The organism is Clostridium sp. AF37-5, assembly GCF_003477605.1.
Taxonomy (GTDB): domain Bacteria; phylum Bacillota; class Clostridia; order Lachnospirales; family Lachnospiraceae; genus Eubacterium_F.
In genome coordinates this window covers 1-20,294 of sequence record NZ_QUDR01000008.1, presented here as the reverse complement: position 1 = coordinate 20,294, position 20,294 = coordinate 1, and the positions used below count along the sequence as shown (strand labels likewise).

Below are 20,294 nucleotides of genomic sequence, written 5' to 3'. Positions count from 1 at the left end.
TATCATAGCTTAATACGATTTGTAAATAAAAGGATATCGCTACTTCTCTTGCACTTTTTTCCCGATTGTGCACACTAACTCCTCTTCAGTGATTGACGGATTTCTTCGGCATTCACTATCCATAATTTCAATTATTTTACTAAAATACCATGGTGCGAGTCCTCTTTTTAGCAGTTGCTTAAATACATCGGTCAGATACCCATAGGAAATCCTTTCCGGCACAACGCCCCTAATAAGTGCAGGATATTTTTTCTGCAGATTCTCTACCATGTCTTTTACCAAATCCCGATTGAGAATGTGGGCATAGTTTTCTCTTACGGTCTTTTCTAAACGCTCTACGATATAACTAGCGTCTTTGATTTCTGTTTCTACCGACTCTTTTCGCAAAGTCTGACGATAAGACAAGATTGCAAACTCACGGGAGGCTAACCCTTCATCATCTCGTATCCGTACCAACGGCATTAGGATTCCTTCGCCCGCTAATTTTTTTCTTGCTTCTACAATTTTTTCCTGATATGTCCCATCCAAAAATGCAGGGACCAAATCTTTTCCGAAAATACACTCCAATGGCTCCAAACAATTTTGTAATTTGTGCCAGATTTCTTTTTGTGCTAAATCATTTCCGTTTTCTGTTATTTTCCGATTTTCTATCCCCAATAAATCGTCTGCGCTGATTTCTAATATCCGGCAAAGTTCCTTGAGTAATAAAATATCCGGTAAACTATGTCCCCGTTCCCATTTGCTAAGTGCCTGTGGTGTAACCCCCATTCGCCCTGCCAATTCTTCCTGTGTCATATTTTTATTTTGACGAAACATTGACAGTCTACTGCTAAAATTACTTTCTTTCATATGCTGTATCCTCCTTTGTTTTTAGTATAACAAAAGAGAAAAATCGTGTAAAACAACTTTGTGTTGATGAGCGGCTCAACGAAAGGGGGTAAATTCTTCAAATGAATAAATATCGGCAATATATAACATTCCGTATGATTCATCGTTTACATTCTAATTTCCGACTCGAAATACTGTTCCTGAAAATAAACTTTTTCCTTGATTTCTTCCTTCGTAAACATCATTCCATTCGGAGCTACAACCCATTTTTCTTCAACGTCATCGTATCTATGAATAATTGCAATTATTATCCCTGTATATTCTTCAACAGGTTCATCTAATCCTAACAAATATGCATCTTGTTCTTCTCCATCAGGAGCAATTGTTCCTTCTATATATCCATAGTTAATTGGATAATACATATCTTTATGTTCAGGATGATAGCTTCCCATCGGTCTATCTACCTTTACTGTTACTATATTGCCAATCATATGAATCTCCTCCGTATTCCAATCAATTTTAACTGTTCTGATTATCTAGCAGATTTGCAAACTTGAAGTTTCACATCTTTGAGTAATTTAAGCATAATAAATTTTAATTAAAATAATCTGTATAATATATTTCTAACAAATTCTTAACAGCCACAACCCCCTTTGGAACTTCTTTATTACTTCTATTTATCCATATTGCATTTATTCCAATAGCAGATGCCCCCTTAATATCACTACTTAAAGAGTCACCAATATGTAGTACTTCTTCAGCGGCTAAACCGGTATTATTTAATGCAAATTCAAACAACTCTTTTCTTGGTTTATATGACTTCGCATCTTCACTTGTAAATACCCCTGCCGGCTTTAATTTGTGATATTTTATCGCTTGCAATATGTCATCACTATCAATATTAGATAGAACATAAATAGGTACCGGACAAACTTCAAAAAATTGCTTTGTTTCTTCAAAAATAGGTGGTTTTATCCAATGCTCAAACATTAAACTGCTTAATACTTCTGCATCTGCAGATGAATTAAAATGTTTTATTGTTTTTTTAATGAATTGTATTCCAAATTTCTCTGTGTATCAAAACTATCTCCGTAAGCACTATTAAAGGCAGTTTGAAATTCATTCCACCAATAAGAACCTATTTCTGATTTATCACCTACCTCTCCGGTATCAAATATTTCTTGGGATATTTTTTTAATTACTTCTCCGTCTTCGTGTACAACCGTACCATAAAATCTATAAATATTGCTTTAATCATTTATCTATATCCTTTCCTCAAACTGAAAGTTGATTACATTTTTTTAACAACTGCAAACATTAAGTTATTAAAATTGGGCAGCGCACTGGTGATACCTTTTTCTATTATTTCCAAACCGTTTCTTGCTATTTCGTCCTCAAAGTTTTTGAACGATACCATTCTGCGCGATGTTCCAGCCACCATTATTTTCCCAGATTTATGCTCCTTTTCTTGAAGTTCAAATGCTTGGCTAATATCGCTTCGCATCTCAAATTCTCCATCGCCCATTGTACAAATAAGTGCCAATCCCTCTGGTTTCAAATGCTTATGAATGAATTGATAAAATCTATTTCTGTCCTCATCAAGAACGAGCATATGAATAACTGCAATACCATAGATGAAATCAAATAATTCATCCATATTGTCTGCCAAGCAATCCAATACACTAAAGTTCTTCTCAAAATCCGGCATTATTTTCTTGCAATACGCAATGGCCTCGTTTGAAATATCAATCGCCATTAGATTATAACCGGCATCTAATACTACCTTTGAATCTCTTCCTTCACCACACCCAATTTCCAACAAACAATGTTCGGGCTGTATATTATATTTTTTGATTATCTCCATTACAATAGGGCTATTCTGGTCGCTTGACCAACGGACACCATTCTGATGTGCAATTTTATATCTTTCCTCATAAGCGGCGTAGTATTTTCTGTTGTCGTTCTTCATAATATACCTACTATTATGTATCGTTTCAGAAATTTTGAACCCTAGTCCCTTATACAGAGATACGGCTCTTTTGTTTTTTATAAATACATACAATATAATAGGTGCACGAACAGATGCACAGCACTTCTTTACTACTTCCGAACCAATTCCGTGATTTTGAAACTCAGGAAACACAAACAAATCATCTATTTCAAATTGTCCGTCTTCATTTTGATAAAAATGATAATATCCTGCTTTTTCACCATTGGCATGAACAGTTGTATATTCATCAATCGAATTTTCTATCTTTTTACGAATCCAGTTCATTACCTTTGGATAATCAATTGTTTCCAATTGTTCATAATCGTGAATCAGTTGCTTGCACAATTCATAGATTGGCTCAATATCTTCTTCTTTTGCTTTTTCGTATGTTATATTCATAAGCCACCTTTCACCTCCGCCAGGAATCATCCACTAATTTGTCTTTGCTTCATATGAAAACAAGATTCGTTCTCCATCTATAACTATACCTCTGCAAACAGTTCTGGTTTTATCCCAATTACCACAATAATTTTCTCCGACAATTTCTATCGTTTTCATTTTGGTCCATCCTCCAATCAATTTTAATTGTTCTGATTATCTGGCAGGTTTATAAACTAGAAGTTGTCATTCTACCCAAAATACCCGGTTATCTTTCCTTTTTGCAGCCTTAGGAATCTCACCATCAACATATCCAACGGCACAATGACCTATTCCTTCCCACTCTCCGTCTACCCCAAGTTCTTTTAATAATTCCTGATATTCCGGAAGTTCAAATTCTTCCTTAGCTCTGTGAATCCAGATACTTCCAAGATTAAGAGAATGTGCTGCAAGCATCATATTTCCCATAACTAGACTTCCGTCATAAACTCTATTTGCCCAGTTTTTATCCGCTAATACAATTAAAATAGCCGGTGCACCATAAAATGGATCAAATCCTTCTTTCCAGCCGCCTATCTTTGCATTGATTGCTGATAATCTGTCTCGAAGTTTTTTGTTTGTTACCGCAATTGTGATGGTTGCCTGTTTTCCCATGCCATTCGCAGCATATAATCCAGCTTCAATAATCTGTTCCAGATCTTCTTTTGCCGGCATATCCGGTTTAAATTTACGAATGCTTCTGCGTTCTTCCATTGCCTTAATAATTTCATTCATTTGTTATGCCTCCTCATAATCAATTCTTTCAATCTTAAAAATGACAGGTCTTGTTCCATCTGAACAACAGGTAATCATTTCATTTTCTCTCTTCATCCACCCCTTCATAATGGAACCGCCTTGTAATCCGGTATAAATATAACGAGAAATAGCATCCCATGCTTCAGAGCAGAATGGCATTTTCGGACCTCCGGCAACGGTATCTGCATCACCACAGGTTTTTACCAAAGTATTCAATCCTATGTGCCAGAAATCATCTCTTTCCTCATCCCGGTAAAAAATAAATTCATCTCCGACATTGTAACAAGGACAGGCACCTGAAATTGGATTATCACAATACTGTTGCTGTAATTCAGGATAAAGCTTTTTATCTAATACTGTTACTTTAACTTTATGTTTCATCGCATTCATCTCCATTTCACTTGATTGGTTACTGAATATATAGTATCATAAGGATGTACTAGCAACAAGTACGATATTTTACAACATATACTATATCTAAATATAGTGTCAGGAGAATTATTATGTCAGATAATCAAAAGCATGAACAACGTCATTTTGCAATAAATGGTATTAAAAATACTGGTTTTTACTATACAAAGTCTTTGGTTGACGGTAAATACAAACTTCCTATCCTTTATTGTCTGCAATTAGATGGTCCAACAAGGTATAATGAACTTCAGCGTAAGATGGAAACAGCAACTTTCCGTTCATTGTCAAAAGCATTAAAAGAACTAGAAGCAGACGGTCTTATTATACGCAAAGATTATGGGGAAATTCCGCCACGAGTTGAATATAGCCTTTCTGAACGAGGAAAATCCTTAGAACCTGTATTAGATGCTTTCTGTCTTTGGGGACAGAAACATCGAGATGACTGATAAGATTATGAATTTGCCTTTTAGACAAATTCATATTTTTTTGAGAGTTGCTGCAAATCAATACAAAAGGTGGACAACAATGTTTAAAAGATTTATGATGAGATACCACAGGAAGCGAAGGCGATACGGAAATCAGTATTCATGAAAGAGCAGGGATTTAAGTATGAATTTGATGAAACAGATCATCTGGCGAAACATATGCTGCTTTTCGAGGACGATATTCCAGTAGCTACTTGCAGATTCTTTTTCTCTGTTGAAAGAGATTGCTATGTGATTGGCAGGATTGCGGTTAGTAAAGAATTTCGAGGGAAGCAATATGGTGAAAAGATGTTGCAGGGTGCGGAAAAAACAGTTAGTGATCTCGGGGGTAAAAGAATAGAATTGTCTGCACAGTGTCGTGTGGCAGAGTTTTACAAGAAACAAGGATATATGGAGCTGAATGATATTCATATGGACGAAGATTGTCCACATACTTGGATGCGGAAGGAGGTGTAATTATTGTCAGAGACGGCAAATAGTAATAATGAGAATTATTACTATTTTTATTGACAACAGGATAATAGTGGTATATAATCCTTATTAAGAACTAATCCTAATAAGGAGGACGAATGACAAGTAGGAGAAATACCATTCAAAAAGATCTTGTAAGAAATACCGTATACGAAATGAGAAGACATGTTACGGCAAATGAAGTGTATGAATTTATAAAAGAAGCATATCCAACAATTGGAAAAGGAACAGTATATAGAAATCTTGATATATTGGTAGAGGAAGGTGCATTAAGAAAGGTTGAAGTTCCGGATGGACCGAACCGATTTGATTTTACATTGAAAAATCATTACCATGTGAGATGTATAAAGTGCGGTGAAATTTTTGATGTGGATATGGATCAAATACCGGATTTGCTGGAAAGAATTCATAATACTCATGGAATTGAATTTGTGGATTATGATATTTCATTTAAAGGAATTTGCCCGAAATGCAGGGAGAAGGTAAAGGAGGAACAGAATGGATAGGAAAGCAATGTATAAGTTGAGTTATGGACTGTTTATATTGACCGCTAAAGAAGCAGAAAAAGATAACGGATGCATCATTAATACAGCCATTCAGGCGGCTTCGGAACCAAACCAGTTAAGTATCTGCGTCAATAAGGCAAATTACACGCATGATATGATTCAAAGAACTGGAAAATTCACAGTATCAGTCCTGAGTCAGAATGCGCAGTTTGAATTATTTAAGCATTTTGGATTCCAATCAGGAAGGGATACCAATAAGTTTAAAACATTTGAAAAGTGTGCCAGGGGTACAAATGGTATTTATTATATTACAGAAGGTACCAATGCATACATTTCTGTAACAGTTAATAAAACAGAGAATTTGGGTTCACATACAATGTTTATCGGTGAGATAACTGATATGAAAGTGTTAAGTGATTTTGCTTCTGTCACATACGAATATTATCAGAATAATATCAAGCCCAAGCCGGAGGAAGTTGGAAAAACGGAAGATGGTCAGACGATATGGCGTTGCAGAATTTGTGGATATGAATATGTAGGTGAAGAATTACCGGATGATTTTATATGTCCTATATGTAAGCACCCGGCTTCAGATTTTGAAAAAATAGTAAAGAAAACGGAGGTAAAAGAAATGGCAGCAAACAAATATGCAGGGACGCAGACAGAGAAAAATTTACAGGAGGCATTTGCAGGAGAATCTCAGGCAAGAAATAAGTATACCTATTTTGCTTCTGTAGCAAAGAAGGAAGGCTACGAGCAGATGTCAGCATTATTTTTAAAGACAGCAGACAATGAGAAAGAGCATGCAAAAATGTGGTTCAAAGAGTTAGCTGGGATCGGAGATACAAAGGAAAACCTGGCAGCCGCTGCAGAAGGCGAAAATTATGAGTGGACAGATATGTATGAAGGCTTTGCGAAAACTGCTGAGGAAGAAGGTTTCCCAGAGCTTGCAGCAAAATTCAGAGCAGTTGGAGAGATTGAGAAGCATCACGAGGAGAGATATCGTGCGCTTCTTAAGAATATTGAAACTGCACAGGTATTTGAAAAGAGCGAAGTTAAGGTATGGGAATGCCGTAACTGTGGACATATTATGGTAGGAACAAAAGCCCCTGAGGTATGTCCGGTATGTAATCATCCACAGAGCTATTTTGAAGTACATGAAGAGAATTACTAAGAGGAGGAGATTATGATGATGTGGCGGATGCCGCTATCGTTATCATATCCGCAGGAGCAGGGCAAAAGCCGGGAGAGACAAAACATCCAATGCTTGAAGAGCATTTCATTGAGTGGATCACATTAAATACCAATCAGGGAATTTACAGAAAGCAGTTAAATCCGGGGCAGGAACCGGCAACGGATTTTTGCCTTTGCGACGGCGAGCAGGTAGAAGAAGTATATGCATATTGTAATCTGCATGGATTATGGAAATGCTAAAAGTATTTGTACATATTATGGTGATGCAGAATTGTGGAAATTGCATTGTAATGGAGTAATCCGTATTATTAACATATTTTACAGGAGGAAAAACAAATGAAATATATATGTGATGTTTGTGGATGGGAGTATGATGAGGAGAAAGGTTATCCGGAAGGTGGTATTGCGCCTGGTACAAAGTGGGAGGACCTTCCGGAGGATTTTACATGCCCGTTATGTTCAGTAGGTAAAGATCAGTTTTCAGAAGCTTAATTTTACGATAAAGGATTATATACATGAGAGTAGAACAGCTGAGCATAGACATTGTGGGACTGGCAGGAGCTTGTTCCTATGCCTTAGACTGCATTGAAGCAGAACTTGTAAATGTAAAAAACAAACATGGAAAGAGAGTGGCTTATATTAGTGTGTGTATGGCTAAATATTGTGCAATCCAAGGTGATGCGTTACAAGATTTAGCTATATGCGCTTTGCTGCACGATAATGCGTTGACACAATATATTTCTGAAGAAGTACAGAAATATCCGGATACCGACATTAAAAATGACTTATCCGAAAACAAAACAAATATGCATTGCGTTTATGGTGAAAAAAATATTACTAAAATCCCTTTTAAAACAGATATTTCAAATGTGATTTTATATCATCATGAACATGCTGATGGAACCGGTCCCTTTCGAAAGAAGTGGCATGAAATTCCATTGTTCTCAAGGATTATTCATCTTGCAGATATTGTTGATATTATAGGAAATAGTATTGAATCTGCTGATCATAGATGGGATTTTATATGTCAGTATCTTTCCCAAAATAAGGATAGACTATTTGATTCAGAATGTGTTAATGCCTTTCAGAAGGGATTCACAAAAGAATCCTTTATGTGCTTAAGGGATGATTCTTTTGAAACAAAGCTATGGGAGATTGTTCCAAGAGAAAAACAATTTTTTGATTGGGAAACATGTAAAAATGTTGCAGACTTCTTTGCAAAGATTGTAGATTATAAATCTTCTTTTACCAGCAGGCATTCTATAGGAGTGGCTGAAAAAGCCTCCCTGCTTGCCCGTTATATGGGATATGATTCAGTCATTGTACAGAAAATGTATTTGGCTGGTGCCCTGCATGATATAGGAAAAATGGCGGTAGGCAATGAGATTTTGGAAAAACCGGATAAACTTACGGATGATGAATTTTCTAAAATGAAAAATCATGCCGGTTATACATATCTTATATTATCAGAGGTTAATGATTTTGAAGATATACGAGATTGGGCGGCATTCCATCATGAAAAATTAAATGGAAAAGGGTATCCTTTTGGAAAAACTGCGGATGAATTAAATGAGCCGGAACGTATGATGGCATGTGTTGATATTTATCAGGCTCTTACGGAAGATAGACCTTATAAAAAGGGATTATCTCATGAAAAAACATGTGATATCCTTGATGACATGTCACAGAAAGGTTTTATTGATTCAGATATTTCAAAGACAATTAGAGAATGCTTTGGAAGAATCTGATGCCATATATGAAAATAAAGGATATTCATGAGAAATGCATTTGCCTATTATGAATAGTATTGAACAGGTTCATAAAACAAATAAAACTGAAAGTAGGATTAATTTATGTATGAAATGAAACCAGAATATTATATCGGTATAGATATGATAGACGAAGAACACAAGCAATTGTTTTTGTATGCAGATGAAGCATATGAACTACTCCATGACGAGTACACACCAGATAAATATGATAGAATTGACATAATATTAGAGAAACTTCGTGATTATACGGTAAAGCATTTTGCTGACGAAGAACAGTATATGGAATCTATCAATTATAAGAAGATATTTACACAGAAAGTTCAACATCAGGAATTTATACATAAACTTGATGAATTTATGGAACATCACAATGATGAGGTAGAAGATCAAGATGAACAGATTATGGGTATTTTAAAATATCTCACAGAGTGGTTAGTTAATCACATTCTGTATGTCGATGGTCAAATTCCCAAAGGCTGATATAGCAAGAAAAGTAAAAAGTGGCAACTTTTTACTTTTCTTACAATGAAATAGAATTTATTATGAGAAGAGAAATATCTATTGATGAGAGTAGTCTCTTTAAGACTTTTATAAAAAGAGATGTCTTTCTTTGCGTATTTCCGAGATATTGTTTGTTACCATATAGCGCCCTCCATACTGATCATAAGTGGAAATCATTTCCGCGAAATGATGCTGAGTTGGGAAAGAAGAAAGATCGGACTTAGACACTGTCTTTATTATATTCTATATGTTGTCTTATAAACAGGACTATCAGCATTATACTGGGTGAGGCTTCTTTTCGTTTTGCTTATGAGTTTGAAGTGCTGGAAATTTATAGACATTTTCTTATATTAAAGCTATAATATTAAAATTATATGGAACAGATAGACATTGATTTTAGGAGGTGATACAAATGAAAAAGCTGAAAAAGCTAAAAAAGAGATTCATTGTTCCGGCAGTGGTATTTATATTGGGTATGTGTGCGTTAATCGGCGCTATATATGTAGTCGGCAAGAGTCAGGAACAGCAGAACAGGACAAATGCAAAGCTCAATGCGATGACATATACGGAGCGTATATATGGCGAGCTTATGGAGGGAATAGGAGTTACCGATACCTTGAAGCAGGTTGTCATAAGTGGTGATGGAAATATAAATAAGTTTTATGATATTGCAGAAAATATGATGGACGATTCGATTCAGAGTATACAGATAGCACCGAATGGAGTTGTGAATGAAATATATCCAGAGGATCTGAATGAATCCGGCAAGATAGATCTGATAAATGATAGTGACAGGGGAGAGATTTCGCGCTATGCGAGGGATAATGACACTGTAATTATGCAGGGACCATTTGAGCTGAAGCAGGGCGGATATGGTATAGCAGTGCGCAATCCGGTTTATTTGGAGGATGAAAATGGTAAAAAGAGCTTTTGGGGCTTCACAATTGTTATACTGAAGGTTCCGGAAATTTTTTCTCATTCTGTAGAGGCTCTTTCCAATTTTGGATATAAGTACAGTCTGCAGAAGTGTGCTTCGCCGTGGGATGATACGTATGAGTGGGTTAACGGTTCAAAGGAAGCGTTGAACGATCCAGTGATATATGACTTTGACGTGTATGGAGGCAAGTGGAGGCTTGAGATTTTACCCAAGAGTGGGTTTTATAATAATAACTACCTGATATACATGTTTATTGGAGGTGTAATTATAGTCCTGCTTTTGACTGGGCTTACAGCAGCGTTGATTTCAATCAATGAGAACAGGAAGAATTTCAAGAGACTTGCTGTGACTGACACACTGACCGGTATCTACAACAGGCTCGGCTTTGATGAGCAGGTTGAGCAATATATGAGGCAGAACCCGCAAAAGCACTGTGTTATGGCGATGCTTGATATTGATGATTTCAAGCTGGTAAACGACATGTATGGACATGCAGCGGGGGATGGTGTACTTAAGAAGCTTGCAGAGAGCATGAAACAATATTTTTCAAAGGATGTTATATTAGGCAGAAACGGAGGCGATGAGTTTAGCATTTTCATGCCGGATTGCACTGTCGTGGAGGTTAAGCCTTTTCTTAAGAAGTTTACAGAAGAAACCAGGAAATTTTATTGTAAAGGTGAAGCGCATACATTTACCATTTCACTGGGCTTTGCGGAGTATCCTGTTTTGGCTGATGACCGTTCACAGCTCATGCGGTGTGCAGACATAGCACTTTATAAGGTGAAAATGCGTGGGAAGAACGGCTGCATGGCATATCGTGAGGGTGAGCATGTAAAGAGCCGCGCAAAGCTTGGTTTTGCAGTGAAGGATATTATTAATAATTTGCCTGGAGCTTTCATTGTTTACAGAGCAGATAAAGAAAATGATGAGATTCTGCTTGCAAACAGTGAGTTGCTTCGGCTTACAGGCTGTAAAAATATGGACGAGCTGCTTGCATATACAGGTAAGAGCTTCTGCAATCTGATACGCCCGGATGAACAGGAAAGCTGTCAAAAAAGCATATGGTCGCAGATTAACGGAGGACACTCAAATGATTATATTTTCTTTCATATGCAAAAAGCAGACGGTAAATATATTTCAGTGCTCGACCATGGCAGGATAGTGGATTCAGTGCACAATGGCAGAGTATTTTATGTGATGATTATGGACTTAAAGTCACTGCAGAGGCACTATGGAGACTGCCTGGAGCTTGGTGGAGAAGTAAAATAAAGCAGATTGCTATTGCCGTAAATACGCAAAAAAACAGTTCGTAAAATTATACTTTTACGAACTGTTTGTATTTTTGGTCAATTTTGCAAACTGGAAATTGTCAGCTTAGTTCATCCAACATTTGAAACATTTCATTTCCACTATCCATATTAATTTTTATTATACGCCATCGTATACAGTGAAATGCCATTTTTCAATTTTTTCTCGCCACATAGTTCCATTCCACATCTAGTATATTTTTTTACTTTTAACGGCGTATCAGTATCCAGAATACAGGGAATATCCTTTGTGTCCGCCTCGGCAAAAGGTTGCTCCAAAATCTTGCGCATATATCCTTTTCCCTGAAATTCTCGCAGGACAACAACCATGGATACTGCAATATAGTCATGCTCTTTTTTGAAAATCTTCGCATACTGTTCGTCTCCGCTTTGTGCCATAGCTATCAGTGCCTTAGGCGGTAACTCGCATAAAAGTCGCTTGATCATATGTAAGGTCGGACCCATCGAAGGTTTTGCCCTCTTACTCCAATAAGCAAGATATCCCTCTCCTATTTCCGATGTGGTATACAGAGTTCCTGCTCTGTAAAACCATTCCGTCATAATCTCAAAGCCTTTTATTGTTTGCTCTCTTGTGAGCATCGTAACAGTTCCGGCTTTTTCATCAGCAAATGCCTCACCGATTCTTCTGCCAATGTCTGCAATTTCTTTCCTTGATTTATTTTCCACTTTTATCATGGATATTCCTCCACCAATTCCGATTTATAACCAGCCAAATTTCATGTGGCCCGTTCATTTATTTCTTGAATTTATATTTTCCCTTTCCATGACCTGATACTGGTTCAATAATATCCGCCTGCACCAAATTGGAAAGAAGTTTCGAAGTGCCTGAACTTTTCAGCTCAAGAAGTTCCATAACTGCACTTCTTCCAAATACTCCATCAAAGCCAAACTTCTCAAAGAGTCTATGGATATGAACCGTCGTTTTTACCGTGAAATCGCTGCCTTTTGCGGAAAGCACGCTTTCAATATCCACTTTTGCGTCTTGAATGTCCACTTTTTCTTTGTTCAGAAGTCCGCTTATGTGAAGATTTCGATTTTGAAGTTCATTTTGCTCGTTCAAAAGCAGGTTTCTAAGAAACAGTTCCAGATATTCTGTTGTTTCGTAAATACCTTTTTGCAGGTTCGTATAGTTGGCACGGACAAGTGCATTTCTGAAATACCATGCATTTTCCGCAAAAATATCATTGGTTGCAGCAAACCCCAGTGTTCTCAAATATTTAATAAAAAATACTGCTGTTGTCCTCGTATTGCCTTCCCCGAAGATATGAATTTGCCATAACCTTGAAATAAATACTGCAAGATGATGGATAATCTCATCCATTGAAAGACCTTTATAGCTAAAATCTTTCTCCTGTGAAAAATCATATTCAAGCGTTGCTCTCAATTCAGAAGCGCTACCGTACATAACGGTTGCCCCATCAAGGACCCATTCTTTCTTTGTGATGTTATAATCTCTAATCTTTCCAGCATGGTTGTAAATCCCCTGAAAGAGTTTGCGGTGGATAGCGATATACTCATTTGGCGAAAATGAGAACGCAGTTTCTGAAAGGATTTCTACAATACGTAAAGAAACCTTATCCGCTTCTTCGGTACGCTCATCGTCTGATAAATGCACTGGTCTTTCTTCATAGTAACTGTCAATAAGGTTCTGCGCTTCTTTCATTGTTATTTTGCCTTCAATATTCTGAATGGCAGTATCAATCAGATATTTAGATGGTTTGAGTCCGTCCACCGCCTGAAGTCCGATTGCTGTACTCCAAGCATAACCCTTATGCGCTTTATCCGGTTCAGATTCTCTTAAATATTCCTTAAATGGGTCTTTTTCCATATCCACTACCTCGTTTTCCATAGTTTCATATTTCCTTTGCATCTGTAATCAATTCGTCTGTCAACTTACGTTTTTCTTTAAAAATTTTTCTATCAAATCAATATAGTACTCTGACTGAACTATGAATAAACCGCTGCTTATAGTTTAGGTCAGAAGCCACTACTTCATAGAATCCTCTGCCAGATTTCTGATCCTCTTCAGATTCACCTTTTCAATAGACAATACATTCAATAATTTTGCAGCAAAATCGATCTGTTCGTCCGCTTTGGTAGTATAGAACGGATATTCATAAATCAGAAATCTGTATTCTTTTCCAAGCTTTTCGGCATATGGCATCCATATTTCCATTATATCAGTAGCTTTCCTTCCGTACAAGAAAAACATTCCATCCGTTTGTACCAAGTGTTGATTGACACTTTTCATTTTAGCACACCCCCGCCCTCCTATTATCAATAGGAGGGCAAAGATTAGAATTATTATCCTTTTAATTACTATCAGACTTCAACAAATACCGCTCCCATACTACACAAAAAAGTTCTTTACGTTCATAATCAAAAAAAGAACAATCCGTGTCAACTTACTTGCTGTTCTCCTAATTATTCCTTTCATATCTTTATTCAGCTTCGTTTTCTTCCTCTAATAACTTTATTAATGCAGAAGGCTCATACACCTTAATAGAAGATTTCGCATAGTCCTTAACATTTCTCGTCACTATACAATCCATTTCTGTACGAATTGCTGTTTCCACCATAATAGCATCTTCATAATCGCCAATTTCAGAAGATATTGCTTTCCGGCAGTCTAAAGAAGTAGTATCCAACAAATGAAACAACGTAAAAAGTTTGCCCAAAATCTTTCGTGTTTCTGCGTCGCTATGTGTTAAACGATGTGTCAGATAATAGATATCTGTAACTGACTTTGCAGTAATATATCCCTCATATTGTATTCAACTTTTCTTCTCGTGATTCTTCCAGTGTCATATCATTTGAAAGAACACCAAATAGTGACTTAGCAACGTCTACTCTGTCCTGATATGGGTTAGACAATTTTGCGACGACTTTTCCGTTACGAGTAATATAAATATCCTCTGTTTCTGCAAGCATAAGATATTTGCCTAAATTAGTTTTTACTTCAGTTGCGGTAATAAACATATCATCACCTTTCTTGAAAAATAAATTATTATCGTCTTAAAATGATAATCTCTGTCTTCAATTATGTTATACACAATCAAACAATTTCATCAATAGAATCGTTCGATTTTCTTTTTTCCCCTTATGAATGCATATAAACAAGTAAGTGTTCAAAATTTTTTCTCTATAACATTTATTTATTGGAATTTATCAATTCGCTTAATGCTGTATACTCTCTCAAATACATTCCACTTCGCATCTCATGAATTCCCTTATACGAATCATACTGTGAGAAAATATTTTTGATTTCTGATATCTCAAGCCACCTTGGTTCCATACCAACTTGTATTTCTCTTTCGGTCTGTTTTATTTCCGTTGTGCCTATTGCTTTGCAGTTAAAATACCGATTAACCCATTTCCAGTCCCCATAATATTCATCAATTTCTAACAAGCACTGTGAGGTTTCTACTACTATACCTGTTTCTTCAGCAATTTCCCGAATGCAGCACTCTTCATCACTTTCATTGCTTTCCAAACCTCCGCCGGGAATCATCCACTGATTTGTCTTTGCTGCATATGAAAGTAAAATACGGTCTCCATCTATAACTATACCTCTACAAGCAGTTCTGGTTTTATCCCAATTACCACAATAATTTTCTCCGACAATATCTATTGTTTTCACTTTCGTTCATCCTCCAATCAATTTTAACTGTTCTGATTATCTAGCAGGTTTGCAAACTGGAAGTTATATATCTCCTTTTAGGCGCACTAAAGATTTCTTTGTTTCAAATCCATCTGGATATCGCCTCTTTAATTTATCAATATTTGCTTGAAAAATGTCTTCAAGAGATATATCTAGTGCTGTCGCAGCTTCTGCAATATACCAAGCTACATCTCCAAGTTCCTTTGCCAAATGTTCCTTGTCCAATTCATGTCCTTGAGCCATCCATTTTTTTACTATGTCAATGGCTTCTCCTGATTCGCCACATAATCCCATTACACTATTTATTAATACGTCTCTTTTACTTAGTTCAGGATTTAAAGTAGTCATTGCCAATTCCTGATATTCATTAATGTTCATTCTAATTTCCTCCATAATGTGTCAATTCCGATTTGTATTTCTTTTTTCACATCTTGATTATATCAGTTCTTTTTCGCCGGCACAACTAAAGTTTTCCATTCATTTCTTGTTCTCCCTTTATTTTTTTATAAAATACAATCCAATAAGGCATATAACTATACCAATTATTTTGTTCGCCGTTATCGTTTCATGATACAGAACTGCCCCAACAATAATTAATGCAATTGCCAAAAATGCACTCTGCACAATTGATGCTGTACTTACTGCCCACCCATTTTTATACGCATAAATAAAACCGACTTCCAATCCAACAACAGATATACCAAGAAAAATTGGTGCCCAGTTTGTTTTCATATACTCTTGTAATAAATTGCCATTCTTATTCATCACAAAATACATAATAGCAGAACAAACTGCTCCTACAAGATACGTTATTGTCATAGATGCCATAACATCCATATTCTTTGGAACTCCCTTTGCACAAATTTGATAAATAATGTTTGAGAATATCACCAGTGCTATTGGCCATATCATTGACATTTTTATCACCTCCTTAAAAAAAATACAGTCAAACTAAAATTAGCCTGACTGTTGGTAAGTGCTCACCCGTTGGAATCAAGTATAACAAATTATTTTTAAAACATCAAGTATAGTCCTCATTGTGTTTGTGCCAACGAACACTTAACACAAACTAATGCTACCTACCTTAGTTTCCTTTCTTGCTCTTCTTTGACAACTTTTCTGACAACTACTAAATCACAAATATATAAAGAATTTGTTTTTTATTATCCTTAAGAAACAAAAAAAGAGACCAGACTACTCTGATCTCTAGTGAGGCATCGGGGACTCGAACCCCGGACAACTTGATTAAAAGTCAAGTGCTCTACCACCTGAGCTAATGCCCCATAATGCCCAAAGCCGGAATCGAACCAGCGACACAAGGATTTTCAGTCCTCTGCTCTACCAACTGAGCTATCTGGGCTTAAATTGCGGGAGCAGGATTTGAACCTACGACCTTCGGGTTATGAGCCCGACGAGCTGCCTGACTGCTCTACCCCGCGACAATCAACTTTGATATCCTAGTCTCATTCGTAAAATATCAAATCATTACCCACCAAAAGAAGTTTATCTTTTGGAATGGGCGGAGAAGGATTCGAACCTTCGAAAGCGTAGCTAACAGATTTACAGTCTGCCCCCTTTGGCCACTCGGGAATCCGCCCATAAAGCCGACGACCGGACTTGAACCGGTAACCTGCTGATTACAAATCAGCTGCTCTGCCAATTGAGCCACGTCGGCACGGATGGGGCCTACAGGGCTCGAACCTGTGACCCTCTGCTTGTAAGGCAGATGCTCTCCCAGCTGAGCTAAGACCCCATACTTTGTGAATCCCTATATGAAATTCTACGAAGCGTTTGCTTCAACGACCCAGATGGGACTCGAACCCACGACCTCCGCCGTGACAGGGCGGCGCTCTAACCAACTGAGCCACTAGGCCATCCACGAAATATATTCGTAAAAGATACTAGATAGTACCTTCAAAACTACACATTGATGTTTCTCTCTTTGAACCAACAAGGTCAAGCCTTCGACCTATTAGTATCCGTCAGCTACATACATTACTGCACTTCCACCTCGGACCTATCTACCTCGTCGTCTTCAAGGGGTCTTATTGACTTATTGTCAGGGATATCTTATCTTGAGGGGGGCTTCACGCTTAGATGCCTTCAGCGTTTATCCCGTCCCGGCTTGGCTACCCGGCTATGCATTTGGTAATACAACCGGTACACCAGAGGCCAGTCCACCCCGGTCCTCTCGTACTAAGGGCAGCTCCTCTCAAATATCCTACGCCCGCGCCGGATAGGGACCGAACTGTCTCACGACGTTCTGAACCCAGCTCGCGTACCGCTTTAATGGGCGAACAGCCCAACCCTTGGGACCTACTACAGCCCCAGGATGCGATGAGCCGACATCGAGGTGCCAAACCACTCCGTCGATGTGAACTCTTGGGAGTGATAAGCCTGTTATCCCCAGGGTAGCTTTTATCCGTTGAGCGATGGCAATCCCACTTTCATACCACCGGATCACTAAGTCCTAGTTTCCTACCTGCTCCACCCGTCGGTGTCGCAGTCAAGCTCCCTTCTGCCTTTGCACTCTTCGAATGGTTTCCGACCATTCTGAGGGAACCTTTGAGCGCCTCCGATACCCTTTCGGAGGCGACCGCCCCAGTCAAACTCCCCGCCTGACATTGTCCCCCAGCCGGTTCACGGCTGATGGTTAGAAATCCAATACTACAAGGGTGGTATCCCAACATTGACTCCTCTGCAACTGGCGTCACAGATTCACAGTCTCCCACCTATCCTGTACATGCAGTACCGAATCCCAGTATCAAACTAGAGTAAAGCTCCATGGGGTCTTTCCGTCCTGGCGCGGGTAACCAGCATCTTCACTGGTATTTCAATTTCACCGGGTGCATTGTCGAGACAGCGTCCAAATCATTACGCCTTTCGTGCGGGTCGGAACTTACCCGACAAGGAATTTCGCTACCTTAGGACCGTTATAGTTACGGCCGCCGTTTACTGGGGCTTAAATTCGCACCTTCGAGGCAAGCCTCTAAGCACTCCTCGTAACCTTCCAGCACCGGGCAGGCGTCAGCCCATATACTTCACCTTTCGGTTTCGCATAGACCTGTGTTTTTGCTAAACAGTTGCTTGGACCTATTCTCTGCGGCCTGATTCCTCAGGCACCCCTTCTCCCGAAGTTACGGGGTCATTTTGCCGAGTTCCTTAACAATGCTTCTCCCGTCGGCCTTAGGATTCTCTCCTCATCCACCTGTGTCGGTTTACGGTACGGGTCCGTACAAAACAATAGCGGCTTTTCTCGACGGCTGGCTCACCTGCTTCGCTACCCTTTGGTTCGCTCCACATCACGTCTTCCCATTGATAAGGGGATTTACCTCCTTACCAGGTACCTCGCTTGTCCCGGTCTTTCCATTCCCGGGTCAGGCTTTCCACCCGTGTCCCCACAGTTCTGTTTATACGGAGTACAGGAATCTCCACCTGTTATCCATCGACTACGACTTTCGTCCTCGCCTTAGGTCCCGACTTACCCAGAGCAGATCAGCTTTACTCTGGAAACCTTAGATATTCGGCCGTAAGGATTCTCACCTTACTCTCGCTACTCATTCCGGCATTCTCTCTTCCTAGAAGTCCACAGCTCCTTTCGGTACTGCTTCGTTCCTCTAGCAATGCTCCCCTACCAACATTTCTGTTCCTAAGCTTCGGTGTCATGTTTTAGCCCCGGACATTTTCGGCGCAGGACCTCTCGACTAGTGAGCTATTACGCACTCTTTGAATGTATGGCTGCTTCTGAGCCAACATCCTAGTTGTCTTCGAAGTCCCACATCCTTTTCCACTTAACATGTACTTTGGGACCTTAGCTGTAGGTCTGGGCTGTTTCCCTCTCGACTACCCAACTTATCTCGTGCAGTCTGACTCCTGAGCATCGGCAACATGGCATTCGGAGTTTGATAGGCTTTGGTAAGCTTTGACGCCCCCGCGGCCATTCAGTGCTCTACCTCCATATGTCTAACTCAAGGCTAGCCCTAAAGCTATTTCGGGGAGAACCAGCTATCTCCGAGTTCGATTGGAATTTCTCCGCTACCCACACCTCATCGCCACCTTTTTCAACAGATGTGCGTTCGGTCCTCCACCGCCTTTTACAGCGGCTTCAACCTGGACATGGGTAGGTCACCCGGTTTCGGGTCTATGTCTGCTGACTTGGCGCCCTATTAAGACTCGGTTTCCCTTCGGCTCCGGACTTTTCGTCCTTAACCTTGCCAGCAACCATAACTCGCCGGACCGTTCTACAAAAAGTACGCGGTTCCACTCATATGGTGGTTCCACAGCTTGTAAACACAGGGTTTCAGGTTCTCTTTCACTCCCCTCCCGGGGTTCTTTTCACCTTTCCTTCACAGTACTATGCGCTATCGGTCACTAAGGAGTATTTAGCCTTACGGGGTGGTCCCCGCTTGTTCCCACAAGGTTCCACGTGTCTCGTGGTACTCTGGATCCTGCTGCCTGTAATCAGATTTCACGTACGGGGCTTTCACCCTCTCTGGCTGGCTTTCCCAAAACCATTCTGTTATCCTCTTACAATGACGTATGCAGTCCGAACCCCGGATTGCACGCAATCCGGTTTGGGCTCTTTCCCGTTCGCTCGCCGCTACTTAGGAAATCACTGTTGTTTTCTCTTCCTCCGGCTACTTAGATGTTTCAGTTCACCGGGTTCCCTCTATATGGCTATGTATTCACCATACAGTGACAGGAGTTTCTCCTGCCGGGTTTCCCCATTCAGAAATCTACGGGTCAATGGATATTTGCTCCTCACCGTAGCTTATCGCAGCTTATCACGTCTTTCTTCGGCTCTTAGTGCCAAGGCATCCACCCTGCGCTCTTATTCGCTTGACCTTTTGTTCCAGTGCATTAGCGATAATACACCGGCACGGTTCTTGAGAGATGAATGCATGATTACAAAGTAATCATACTTCTTGGTTCTCGTTCTAAAGAATAGATTCTTTAAATCGGTAAAATTGATGTCTTTGATTGTCTTTTGACAATCGATGTCTTCAATCTTTTTCAATGTGTAGTTTTCAAGGTACT

At 39.0% G+C, this 20,294-nt stretch carries 24 protein-coding genes, 7 tRNA genes, 1 rRNA gene and 2 pseudogenes; 10 read left to right on the top strand and 24 right to left on the bottom strand.

What is annotated here, in order from left to right; all coding sequences use genetic code 11:
- Nucleotides 1–39: 39 nt before the first annotated feature.
- The 7 genes from DW019_RS06830 to DW019_RS06805 all read right to left on the bottom strand — a co-directional run bounded on the left by DW019_RS06830 (nucleotide 40) and on the right by DW019_RS06805 (nucleotide 4,372).
- Complete coding sequence (locus DW019_RS06830; protein ID WP_118442924.1) at nucleotides 40–849, bottom strand: helix-turn-helix transcriptional regulator; 810 nt, start codon at nucleotides 847–849, stop codon at nucleotides 40–42.
- 146 nt (nucleotides 850–995) lie between these two features.
- Nucleotides 996–1,319 (bottom strand): inorganic diphosphatase, encoded by a 324-nt coding sequence (locus DW019_RS06825; RefSeq protein ID WP_118442923.1) that lies wholly within the window; start codon nucleotides 1,317–1,319, stop codon nucleotides 996–998.
- A gap of 103 nt (nucleotides 1,320–1,422) precedes the next feature.
- Nucleotides 1,423–1,818, bottom strand: coding sequence for an HAD family hydrolase (locus DW019_RS06820; RefSeq protein WP_118442922.1), 396 nt, complete (start codon nucleotides 1,816–1,818; stop codon nucleotides 1,423–1,425).
- A 301-nt stretch (nucleotides 1,819–2,119) separates the two neighbouring features.
- Nucleotides 2,120–3,217, bottom strand: a complete 1,098-nt coding sequence (locus DW019_RS15410; protein ID WP_118442921.1) for a GNAT family N-acetyltransferase — start codon at nucleotides 3,215–3,217, stop codon at nucleotides 2,120–2,122.
- Between the two features lie 33 nt (nucleotides 3,218–3,250).
- A complete protein-coding gene (locus tag DW019_RS15640) occupies nucleotides 3,251–3,376 on the bottom strand; it encodes a hypothetical protein (protein ID WP_279217639.1) in 126 nt (41 codons plus the stop codon).
- Between the two features lie 66 nt (nucleotides 3,377–3,442).
- The gene (locus DW019_RS06810; protein WP_022375773.1) at nucleotides 3,443–3,970 is read right to left on the bottom strand and encodes a nitroreductase; all 528 of its coding nucleotides are present in this window, start codon (nucleotides 3,968–3,970) and stop codon (nucleotides 3,443–3,445) included.
- A 3-nt stretch (nucleotides 3,971–3,973) separates the two neighbouring features.
- On the bottom strand, nucleotides 3,974–4,372 hold the full coding sequence (locus DW019_RS06805) for a TIGR04076 family protein (RefSeq protein WP_022375772.1): 399 nt from the start codon (nucleotides 4,370–4,372) through the stop codon (nucleotides 3,974–3,976).
- A gap of 122 nt (nucleotides 4,373–4,494) precedes the next feature.
- On the opposite strand from DW019_RS06805, the gene DW019_RS06800 reads away from it, so the two are divergent.
- The 10 genes and pseudogenes from DW019_RS06800 (at nucleotide 4,495) to DW019_RS06760 (ending at nucleotide 11,537) form a co-directional block, all read left to right on the top strand.
- Entirely contained in the window at nucleotides 4,495–4,848 is a 354-nt protein-coding gene (locus DW019_RS06800) for a helix-turn-helix domain-containing protein (protein ID WP_118442920.1), read from the top strand.
- Between the two features lie 141 nt (nucleotides 4,849–4,989).
- The gene (locus DW019_RS06795; protein ID WP_117480068.1) at nucleotides 4,990–5,343 is read left to right on the top strand and encodes a GNAT family N-acetyltransferase; all 354 of its coding nucleotides are present in this window, start codon (nucleotides 4,990–4,992) and stop codon (nucleotides 5,341–5,343) included.
- Nucleotides 5,344–5,456: 113 nt separating this feature from the next.
- Nucleotides 5,457–5,864, top strand: coding sequence for a transcriptional repressor (locus DW019_RS06790; protein ID WP_022375769.1), 408 nt, complete (start codon nucleotides 5,457–5,459; stop codon nucleotides 5,862–5,864).
- Nucleotides 5,857–6,309 (top strand): annotated as a pseudogene (locus DW019_RS15730) (flavin reductase family protein); the annotation flags it as partial. The gene DW019_RS06790 and the pseudogene DW019_RS15730, both read left to right, overlap by 8 nt.
- Before the next feature lie 57 nt (nucleotides 6,310–6,366).
- A complete protein-coding gene (gene rbr / locus DW019_RS15725; protein ID WP_347461755.1) occupies nucleotides 6,367–7,038 on the top strand; it encodes a rubrerythrin in 672 nt (223 codons plus the stop codon).
- Between the two features lie 71 nt (nucleotides 7,039–7,109).
- A pseudogene (locus DW019_RS06780) lies at nucleotides 7,110–7,298 on the top strand (desulfoferrodoxin family protein); the annotation flags it as partial.
- A gap of 96 nt (nucleotides 7,299–7,394) precedes the next feature.
- Nucleotides 7,395–7,550, top strand: a complete 156-nt coding sequence (locus DW019_RS06775; RefSeq protein ID WP_117480073.1) for a rubredoxin — start codon at nucleotides 7,395–7,397, stop codon at nucleotides 7,548–7,550.
- A 23-nt stretch (nucleotides 7,551–7,573) separates the two neighbouring features.
- Nucleotides 7,574–8,806, top strand: coding sequence for an HD domain-containing phosphohydrolase (locus DW019_RS06770; protein WP_118442918.1), 1,233 nt, complete (start codon nucleotides 7,574–7,576; stop codon nucleotides 8,804–8,806).
- Between the two features lie 105 nt (nucleotides 8,807–8,911).
- Nucleotides 8,912–9,310 (top strand): hemerythrin family protein, encoded by a 399-nt coding sequence (locus DW019_RS06765; protein ID WP_118442917.1) that lies wholly within the window; start codon nucleotides 8,912–8,914, stop codon nucleotides 9,308–9,310.
- Between the two features lie 433 nt (nucleotides 9,311–9,743).
- Nucleotides 9,744–11,537 (top strand): diguanylate cyclase, encoded by a 1,794-nt coding sequence (locus DW019_RS06760; protein WP_243024115.1) that lies wholly within the window; start codon nucleotides 9,744–9,746, stop codon nucleotides 11,535–11,537.
- 149 nt (nucleotides 11,538–11,686) lie between these two features.
- Here DW019_RS06760 and DW019_RS06755 read toward each other — a convergent pair whose 3' ends face one another.
- The 17 genes from DW019_RS06755 to DW019_RS15265 form a co-directional block, all read right to left on the bottom strand.
- Nucleotides 11,687–12,271 (bottom strand): GNAT family N-acetyltransferase, encoded by a 585-nt coding sequence (locus DW019_RS06755; protein WP_118442916.1) that lies wholly within the window; start codon nucleotides 12,269–12,271, stop codon nucleotides 11,687–11,689.
- 58 nt (nucleotides 12,272–12,329) lie between these two features.
- On the bottom strand, nucleotides 12,330–13,445 hold the full coding sequence (locus DW019_RS06750; RefSeq protein WP_347474409.1) for a Fic family protein: 1,116 nt from the start codon (nucleotides 13,443–13,445) through the stop codon (nucleotides 12,330–12,332).
- Nucleotides 13,446–13,583: 138 nt separating this feature from the next.
- Complete coding sequence (locus DW019_RS06745; protein WP_147353012.1) at nucleotides 13,584–13,772, bottom strand: hypothetical protein; 189 nt, start codon at nucleotides 13,770–13,772, stop codon at nucleotides 13,584–13,586.
- A 265-nt stretch (nucleotides 13,773–14,037) separates the two neighbouring features.
- Nucleotides 14,038–14,319, bottom strand: coding sequence for a PIN domain-containing protein (locus tag DW019_RS06740; protein ID WP_243024119.1), 282 nt, complete (start codon nucleotides 14,317–14,319; stop codon nucleotides 14,038–14,040).
- Nucleotides 14,320–14,359: 40 nt separating this feature from the next.
- Nucleotides 14,360–14,575, bottom strand: a complete 216-nt coding sequence (locus tag DW019_RS06735) for a type II toxin-antitoxin system Phd/YefM family antitoxin (RefSeq protein ID WP_118442913.1) — start codon at nucleotides 14,573–14,575, stop codon at nucleotides 14,360–14,362.
- Between the two features lie 172 nt (nucleotides 14,576–14,747).
- Entirely contained in the window at nucleotides 14,748–15,236 is a 489-nt protein-coding gene (locus DW019_RS06730; RefSeq protein ID WP_118442912.1) for an NUDIX hydrolase, read from the bottom strand.
- A 63-nt stretch (nucleotides 15,237–15,299) separates the two neighbouring features.
- The gene (locus DW019_RS06725; RefSeq protein ID WP_118442911.1) at nucleotides 15,300–15,635 is read right to left on the bottom strand and encodes a nucleoside triphosphate pyrophosphohydrolase family protein; all 336 of its coding nucleotides are present in this window, start codon (nucleotides 15,633–15,635) and stop codon (nucleotides 15,300–15,302) included.
- Nucleotides 15,636–15,752: 117 nt separating this feature from the next.
- Nucleotides 15,753–16,175, bottom strand: a complete 423-nt coding sequence (locus DW019_RS06720) for an EamA family transporter (protein ID WP_117480191.1) — start codon at nucleotides 16,173–16,175, stop codon at nucleotides 15,753–15,755.
- A 292-nt stretch (nucleotides 16,176–16,467) separates the two neighbouring features.
- Nucleotides 16,468–16,540 (bottom strand) — tRNA-Lys (locus DW019_RS06715).
- 4 nt (nucleotides 16,541–16,544) lie between these two features.
- Nucleotides 16,545–16,617, bottom strand: a tRNA-Phe gene (locus DW019_RS06710).
- Between the two features lie 5 nt (nucleotides 16,618–16,622).
- Nucleotides 16,623–16,696: transfer RNA gene (locus tag DW019_RS06705), tRNA-Met, on the bottom strand.
- A 77-nt stretch (nucleotides 16,697–16,773) separates the two neighbouring features.
- Nucleotides 16,774–16,855, bottom strand: a tRNA-Tyr gene (locus DW019_RS06700).
- 4 nt (nucleotides 16,856–16,859) lie between these two features.
- A tRNA-Thr gene (locus tag DW019_RS06695) sits at nucleotides 16,860–16,932 on the bottom strand.
- 5 nt (nucleotides 16,933–16,937) lie between these two features.
- A tRNA-Val gene (locus tag DW019_RS06690) sits at nucleotides 16,938–17,010 on the bottom strand.
- A 47-nt stretch (nucleotides 17,011–17,057) separates the two neighbouring features.
- A tRNA-Asp gene (locus tag DW019_RS06685) sits at nucleotides 17,058–17,131 on the bottom strand.
- Between the two features lie 78 nt (nucleotides 17,132–17,209).
- Nucleotides 17,210–20,102: ribosomal RNA gene (locus DW019_RS06680) — 23S ribosomal RNA — on the bottom strand.
- Nucleotides 20,089–20,294, bottom strand: a 206-nt coding sequence (locus DW019_RS15265; protein WP_207663922.1) for a hypothetical protein, incomplete at its 5' end; no start/stop codon positions are given. The genes DW019_RS06680 and DW019_RS15265, both read right to left, overlap by 14 nt.

What these genes read in the sequence shown, in the direction of transcription:
- DW019_RS15410 (WP_118442921.1), bottom strand. Translation starts at nt 3,217, where the DNA reads ATGAATATAACATACGAAAAAGCAAAAGAAGAAGATATTGAGCCAATC.
- DW019_RS06810 (WP_022375773.1), bottom strand. Translation starts at nt 3,970, where the DNA reads ATGAATGAAATTATTAAGGCAATGGAAGAACGCAGAAGCATTCGTAAA.
- DW019_RS06755 (WP_118442916.1), bottom strand. Translation starts at nt 12,271, where the DNA reads ATGATAAAAGTGGAAAATAAATCAAGGAAAGAAATTGCAGACATTGGC.
- DW019_RS06800 (WP_118442920.1), top strand. Translation starts at nt 4,495, where the DNA reads ATGTCAGATAATCAAAAGCATGAACAACGTCATTTTGCAATAAATGGT.
- DW019_RS15640 (WP_279217639.1), bottom strand. Translation starts at nt 3,376, where the DNA reads ATGAAAACGATAGAAATTGTCGGAGAAAATTATTGTGGTAATTGGGAT.
- DW019_RS06770 (WP_118442918.1), top strand. Translation starts at nt 7,574, where the DNA reads ATGAGAGTAGAACAGCTGAGCATAGACATTGTGGGACTGGCAGGAGCT.
- DW019_RS06820 (WP_118442922.1), bottom strand. Translation starts at nt 1,818, where the DNA reads ATGTTTGAGCATTGGATAAAACCACCTATTTTTGAAGAAACAAAGCAA.
- DW019_RS06765 (WP_118442917.1), top strand. Translation starts at nt 8,912, where the DNA reads ATGTATGAAATGAAACCAGAATATTATATCGGTATAGATATGATAGAC.
- DW019_RS06725 (WP_118442911.1), bottom strand. Translation starts at nt 15,635, where the DNA reads ATGAACATTAATGAATATCAGGAATTGGCAATGACTACTTTAAATCCT.
- DW019_RS06830 (WP_118442924.1), bottom strand. Translation starts at nt 849, where the DNA reads ATGAAAGAAAGTAATTTTAGCAGTAGACTGTCAATGTTTCGTCAAAAT.
- DW019_RS06795 (WP_117480068.1), top strand. Translation starts at nt 4,990, where the DNA reads ATGAAAGAGCAGGGATTTAAGTATGAATTTGATGAAACAGATCATCTG.
- DW019_RS06760 (WP_243024115.1), top strand. Translation starts at nt 9,744, where the DNA reads ATGAAAAAGCTGAAAAAGCTAAAAAAGAGATTCATTGTTCCGGCAGTG.
- DW019_RS06825 (WP_118442923.1), bottom strand. Translation starts at nt 1,319, where the DNA reads ATGATTGGCAATATAGTAACAGTAAAGGTAGATAGACCGATGGGAAGC.
- DW019_RS06735 (WP_118442913.1), bottom strand. Translation starts at nt 14,575, where the DNA reads ATGTTTATTACCGCAACTGAAGTAAAAACTAATTTAGGCAAATATCTT.
- DW019_RS06790 (WP_022375769.1), top strand. Translation starts at nt 5,457, where the DNA reads ATGACAAGTAGGAGAAATACCATTCAAAAAGATCTTGTAAGAAATACC.
- DW019_RS06805 (WP_022375772.1), bottom strand. Translation starts at nt 4,372, where the DNA reads ATGAAACATAAAGTTAAAGTAACAGTATTAGATAAAAAGCTTTATCCT.
- DW019_RS06775 (WP_117480073.1), top strand. Translation starts at nt 7,395, where the DNA reads ATGAAATATATATGTGATGTTTGTGGATGGGAGTATGATGAGGAGAAA.
- DW019_RS06750 (WP_347474409.1), bottom strand. Translation starts at nt 13,445, where the DNA reads ATGGAAAACGAGGTAGTGGATATGGAAAAAGACCCATTTAAGGAATAT.
- DW019_RS06720 (WP_117480191.1), bottom strand. Translation starts at nt 16,175, where the DNA reads ATGTCAATGATATGGCCAATAGCACTGGTGATATTCTCAAACATTATT.
- DW019_RS06745 (WP_147353012.1), bottom strand. Translation starts at nt 13,772, where the DNA reads ATGGAAATATGGATGCCATATGCCGAAAAGCTTGGAAAAGAATACAGA.